Below are 5,440 nucleotides of genomic sequence, written 5' to 3' on the forward strand. Positions count from 1 at the left end.
ATGTCGCGCCGGGCAACGGCGGCACTGCACTGGATGCGCGTCTTGAAAATATTGACATTACCGACCTGAAGGCACTGCGCGAATGGGCGCTGACCGAGAAGATCGCGCTGACAGTGGTAGGCCCCGAGCAGCCGCTTGCGGCAGGCATTGTCGACGAGTTCCGTGCGCACGGTTTGCGGGTTTTTGGCCCTACCAAGGCGGCAGCGCAGCTGGAAAGCTCGAAGGCGTTCTCCAAGGCATTCATGAAGCGCCATGGCATTCCGACGGCGGAGTATGAAACCTTCACCGACGCCGCGGCGGCCCACGCCTATGTGGACGAAAAAGGTGCCCCCATTGTGGTCAAGGCCGACGGCCTGGCGGCCGGCAAGGGGGTGGTGGTAGCGATGACGCTGCATGAGGCGCACGAGGCCATTGAATTCATGTTGGCACCCAACCCCGACTTCAACCCGCTTGGCGTGGCTCACAACGAGGGTGGCGCACGCGTGGTGATTGAAGAGTTTTTGCAGGGCGAAGAAGCCAGCTTCATCGTGATGTGCGACGGCAAGAATGTGGCGGCCATGGCCACCAGCCAGGACCACAAACGTTTGCTGGATGGCGACGAGGGTCCCAACACCGGCGGCATGGGCGCGTATTCACCGGCACCGGTCGTTACCCCCGAAGTGCATGGCCGCGCCATGCGCGAGATCATTTTGCCCACTATCAAGGGTATGGAAAAAGACGGCATTCCATTCACAGGATTTTTGTATGCCGGCCTGATGATTGATGCGGAGGGCAAGCCGAAAACGCTGGAATTCAACTGCCGCATGGGCGACCCGGAGACGCAGCCCATCATGATGCGCCTCAAAACCGACCTGTATGAGGTGATGATGGCCGCCACCTCGGGTACGCTGGACCAGATCGAGTTGGACTGGGATCGCCGGCCGGCCCTGGGTGTGGTGATGGCTGCGCACGGCTATCCGCTGAGCCCCCGCAAGGGCGACGTGATTCATGGCCTGCAAAAAGGTGCTGATGCGATTGAAGACGCGATGGTTTTCCACGCCGGAACACGCAAACAGGACGACGCGACGGTAACGGCGGGCGGACGGGTTTTGTGCGTCACCGCGCTTGGCAGCACAGTGAAAGCCGCGCAGCAACGCGCTTATGAAGTTGCCCAGGACATCGGGTTTGACGGCGCGCAGTACCGCAAGGATATCGGCTGGCGTGCGGTCAAATCCTGATTGCGCTGTGCGCGCCGGTTTTTATCTCTGCCCTTCGGATACTACTTCAGCATGACCGATATTCCAGGCGTTCGCGGCTTTCTGCTGGCGCTGCAGCAGCGCATCACCCAGGCTGTTTCCGGTGTCGACGGCCAACTCTTCGCGGCTGACCATTGGCAGAAAGCACCAGGGGAAACGCTGCAGGGCAATGGCATCACCATGATCCTGGAGCAGGGCAAGGTATTTGAACGTGCCGGCTGCGGGTTCTCTCACGTGCGGGGCCCGAAGCTGCCGCCTTCCGCGACGCAACACCGCCCGGAGTTGACGGGTGCTCCATTCGAGGCCTTGGGTGTTTCCCTGGTGTTTCACCCGTGGAACCCCTATGTGCCGACAGTTCACATGAATGTGCGCATGCTGGCCGCGACCCCGGTGTCGAGTGATGGCGAGCCGGTTTGCTGGTTCGGCGGAGGGATGGATTTGACGCCTTACTACGGGTTTGAAGAGGACGCGGTGCATTTCCACAAAGCCTGCAAGGACGCGCTGGCGCCGTTTGGCGACGACAAGTACCCCCGGTTCAAGCAGTGGTGTGATGAGTACTTTTATTTGAAGCACCGGCAGGAACAACGCGGCATTGGCGGCGTCTTCTTTGACGACTTCCAGGAGCTGGGCCCGGACCAGAGCTGTGCGCTGATGCAGAGTGTGGCGGATTCGTTCCTGCAGGCCTATTTGCCGATTGTTGAGCTGCGCAAAGACACACCGTATGGCGAGCGGGAGCGGGAGTTTCAGCTTTACCGGCGAGGCCGGTATGTGGAGTTCAACCTTGTCTGGGACCGGGGCACGCACTTTGGCTTGCAATCAGGAGGGCGCACGGAGTCTATCCTGATGTCCATGCCGCCGCTGGCGAGCTGGTCTTATCAGCGGGGTGTGGAGGCCGGCAGTCCTGAGGAGCGCCTCTATACGGAGTTTTTACCGAGACGGGACTGGGTTTGATGGCTGCCACGGCGCCACCTGTGCAAAAGCGCATCGGCATGTTTGGCGGTTCGTTTGACCCGCCCCATAGCGCGCACGTTGCACTGGTGCAGGAGGCAATCAGGCAGTTTGGCCTCGATACCTTGTATGTCGTTCCGACCGGCCACGCCTGGCACAAATCACGCGCCTTGAGTGCCCCAGCGCATCGCCTGGCCATGGCCAGGCTGGCTTTCGGGGCTATTTCAGGCGTTCATGTGGATGAGCGCGAGGTGAAGCGGAGCGGCCCTACCTTCACCATTGACACGCTTTTGGCGTTGCAGGAAGAGAATCCGGGTGCGCAGCTTTACCTGTTCATTGGTGCGGACCAGTTTGCGGTCTTCAGGCAATGGCACCGGTGGCAGGACATTCTTGATCTTGCTATAATTTGTATAGCTGATCGCGCACAATCCACGCTGGCTGGCGCTCAATTTGCGTCCTACGAAAGCCGCGCTAACCGGTTTAGCCTGCTCAACCTTCCCCTGATGCCCGTCAGTGCCACGCAGATTCGCCAGTTAATGGCATCCAAAGGCGTGGTTACAGGGGAAATTACCCGGTTGGTCCCCGAAGCCGTTGCGCGTTATATTTCACTTCACCAGCTGTACGGTTCCCATTAATTCCCACTTTATCGAAGCAAGACACTGCATGACATCCACCACCGTCAAAACCTCCGCCGCCGCCGACAAAAAGGACGTGCAGAAACTGCAGCGAGCCATCATTGACGGTCTGGAAGACGTCAAGGCGCAGGACATTCAGGTGTTTGACACGGAACACATCACGTCACTGTTCGAGCGCGTCATCATCGCCTCCGGCAGCTCCAACCGCCAGACCAARGCRCTGGCYGCCAGCGTTCGSGATGCCGTGCGGGATGCCGGTTTTTCCAAACCACGCATTGAAGGTGAAGACAACGGTGAATGGATCATTGTCGATTGCGGCGCCGCCGTGGCGCACATCATGCAGCCGACCATCCGTCAGTACTACCATCTGGAAGAACTCTGGGGCGACAAACCGATCAAGCTCAAGCTGGGTGCTCCCGCCCCGCTGGTGAAGGCGTCCAAAGCCGATGCCGAGCCGGAGGTCAAACCGAAAGTTGCCCGCGCCGGCGGGAAAACTGCGAAACAAGGCACAAAAACTACCGCGAAGTCGGCAGCAAAAGCACCTGCAAAGGCGCCGACCGCCCCCGACTCCAGCTATGTGGGCCGGGTTGGCAAGACCAACGACTGGACCGCCAGGCGCAATGCTGCTACGCCAGCTACCGAGCCAGCGGCCAAGTCCGCCCGTGCAGGCGCCAAAGCGGCTCCCGGCAAGTCATTGGCCAAGCCTGCGGTTAAAACACCGATTGTCAAAGTGCCTGTAGCCAAAAAAGTGGCGGCGAAGAAAGCCGCGGCCAAAACCACCGCTAAAACAGCAGCCCGCAAACCGGCCGCCAGGAAAACTCCGTCCCGGAGCAAATGAGGCTTACCATCGTAGCCGTCGGCCAGAAGGTGCCCGACTGGGCGCAAACCGCCTATGACGACTACGCCAAGCGCTTCCCGCCAGAGCTGAAGGTCGAACTCAAGGCCGTCAAAACCGAGCCGCGCGCTTCCAAGACCCTGGAAAACCTGCTGTCGGCTGAGCGCGGGCGCATAGAAGCGAGCATCGCCCGCGGCACCCGCGTCGTGGCGCTCGATGAACGCGGCACCGCCGTCACCACCGTGGCGCTGGCTGAACGGCTCAAGGCCTGGCAACTCTCCGGTGACGACGTCGCCATCGTGATCGGCGGGCCCGACGGGCTGGATGCCGGTTTCAAGCAGTCCGCGCACGAGCGCCTGCGCCTGTCGGACCTGACCTTGCCCCATGCCATGGTGCGCGTGCTTCTGATTGAGCAGCTTTACCGCGCCTGGAGCATCACCATCAATCACCCGTATCACAGAGAATAGTGGCCCCCACGCTTTTCACTTCGTGTAATGCGCTGCCCCCCGAGGGGGCGCTGCGCCTGCGGCCCGGCGAAGCCGGTTCCGCGGCCCCTGCTGGTACTGAACTCCCTTGGCCAACTGCTAAGCCCTGTCCTTATGTCTGAATTTATCTACCTGGCCTCGCAAAGCCCTCGGCGGCGGCAATTGCTGGAACAACTTGGCGTACGCCACGAACTGCTGTTGCCGGACGCCGAAGAAGACGCCGAATCGCTGGAAGCAATGCTGAAGAATGAAGCGCCTGTCAGCTATGTCCAGCGCGTCACGGGTCTCAAGCTCGACGCAGCAGTCGCCCGCATGAAGCGGCGCAAGCTGCCGCCGGCGCCCATACTTTGCTCAGACACTACGGTGGCCATGGGCAGGGTCATCTACGGCAAGCCCGACGACGCCAAGGATGCGGCCCGAATGCTCGGTGAGCTCTCGGGCGCTACGCATCGGGTACTGACGGCCGTGGCCGTGCAGGCCGGGCGCCGCCGTTTCGATGCGCTGAGCAGCTCGCGCGTGAGCTTCGACGCCTTGACGCCTGCGCAGATCCGCAGCTACGTCGCCAGTGGCGAGCCTTTGGGCAAGGCAGGCGCCTACGCCATACAGGGCAGGGTCGCAATGCATATCGCCCGGATTGATGGCTCCTACAGTGGCATCATGGGACTCCCGCTGAGGGAAACCGCCCAGCTGCTGCAAGCCGCGGGCCTTCGCCTTTAGCGCCTCCAGCCAACCAAAATTTTTACAACGACATGCAACAAGACATCCTGATCAACTGGTCTCCCCAGGAAACCCGGGTGGCGATCGTCGAGCACGGTGCAGTACAGGAGCTTCACGTTGAGCGCACCCTGGAACGCGGCCTGGTCGGCAATGTGTATCTGGGCAAGGTCGCCCGGGTGCTGCCTGGCATGCAGTCTGCCTTTATCGATATCGGTCTGGATCGTGCCGCCTTTTTGCATGTGGCCGATCTCATGAGCAGCATCAATAGCCGCCATGCAGACACCGATGGGCAGGCAACTGGCGGAACTGCCGCGCCGGCCATGGCTTCGTTGCAACCCATTGAAAAGCAGCTGTTTGAAGGGCAGGCCGTGATGGTGCAGGTCCTCAAGGACCCAATTGGTACTAAAGGCGCGCGGCTCACGGCGCAGATCAGCATTGCCGGCCGGCTGCTGGTGTTTCTGCCGCAGGACAACCACATCGGCGTGTCCCAAAAAATACCGCCCAGGCAACGCGAAGAGCTTCGTCAGCGCGTCCAGGCCCTTACTTCGGACATGGGGGGCGGTTTCATACTAAGGACCAATGGCG

Annotated in this window: 7 protein-coding genes; all 7 read left to right on the forward strand. The window is 61.0% G+C overall.

Going from position 1 to position 5,440, the window contains the following annotated elements:
• Positions 1-1,217 (forward strand): phosphoribosylamine--glycine ligase (gene purD / locus AC1D0Z_RS15325; protein ID WP_477659085.1); only part of this gene is annotated, 1,217 nt, incomplete at its 5' end.
• Between the two features lie 51 nt (positions 1,218-1,268).
• Positions 1,269-2,186 (forward strand): oxygen-dependent coproporphyrinogen oxidase, encoded by a 918-nt coding sequence (gene hemF, locus AC1D0Z_RS15330; RefSeq protein WP_477659086.1) that lies wholly within the window; start codon positions 1,269-1,271, stop codon positions 2,184-2,186.
• Positions 2,186-2,818 (forward strand): nicotinate (nicotinamide) nucleotide adenylyltransferase, encoded by a 633-nt coding sequence (gene nadD, locus AC1D0Z_RS15335; protein ID WP_477659091.1) that lies wholly within the window; start codon positions 2,186-2,188, stop codon positions 2,816-2,818. The genes hemF and nadD overlap by 1 nt, the downstream gene beginning before the upstream one ends.
• A 28-nt stretch (positions 2,819-2,846) precedes the next feature.
• Positions 2,847-3,656, forward strand: coding sequence for a ribosome silencing factor (gene rsfS / locus AC1D0Z_RS15340; protein ID WP_477659087.1), 810 nt, complete (start codon positions 2,847-2,849; stop codon positions 3,654-3,656).
• Positions 3,653-4,120 (forward strand): 23S rRNA (pseudouridine(1915)-N(3))-methyltransferase RlmH, encoded by a 468-nt coding sequence (rlmH, locus tag AC1D0Z_RS15345; RefSeq protein ID WP_477659088.1) that lies wholly within the window; start codon positions 3,653-3,655, stop codon positions 4,118-4,120. Before rsfS ends, rlmH begins: the two co-directional genes overlap by 4 nt.
• Positions 4,121-4,252: 132 nt before the next feature.
• Positions 4,253-4,855, forward strand: coding sequence for a Maf family protein (locus AC1D0Z_RS15350; RefSeq protein WP_477659089.1), 603 nt, complete (start codon positions 4,253-4,255; stop codon positions 4,853-4,855).
• Positions 4,856-4,887: 32 nt separating this feature from the next.
• Positions 4,888-5,440: ribonuclease E/G (locus AC1D0Z_RS15355; protein ID WP_477659090.1), on the forward strand; the 553-nt coding region annotated here is incomplete at its 3' end.

Source organism: Polaromonas sp. P1_E3, assembly GCF_056405935.1.

What these genes read in the sequence shown, in the direction of transcription:
- AC1D0Z_RS15350 (WP_477659089.1), top strand. Translation starts at nt 4,253, where the DNA reads ATGTCTGAATTTATCTACCTGGCCTCGCAAAGCCCTCGGCGGCGGCAA.
- rlmH (WP_477659088.1), top strand. Translation starts at nt 3,653, where the DNA reads ATGAGGCTTACCATCGTAGCCGTCGGCCAGAAGGTGCCCGACTGGGCG.
- nadD (WP_477659091.1), top strand. Translation starts at nt 2,186, where the DNA reads ATGGCTGCCACGGCGCCACCTGTGCAAAAGCGCATCGGCATGTTTGGC.
- hemF (WP_477659086.1), top strand. Translation starts at nt 1,269, where the DNA reads ATGACCGATATTCCAGGCGTTCGCGGCTTTCTGCTGGCGCTGCAGCAG.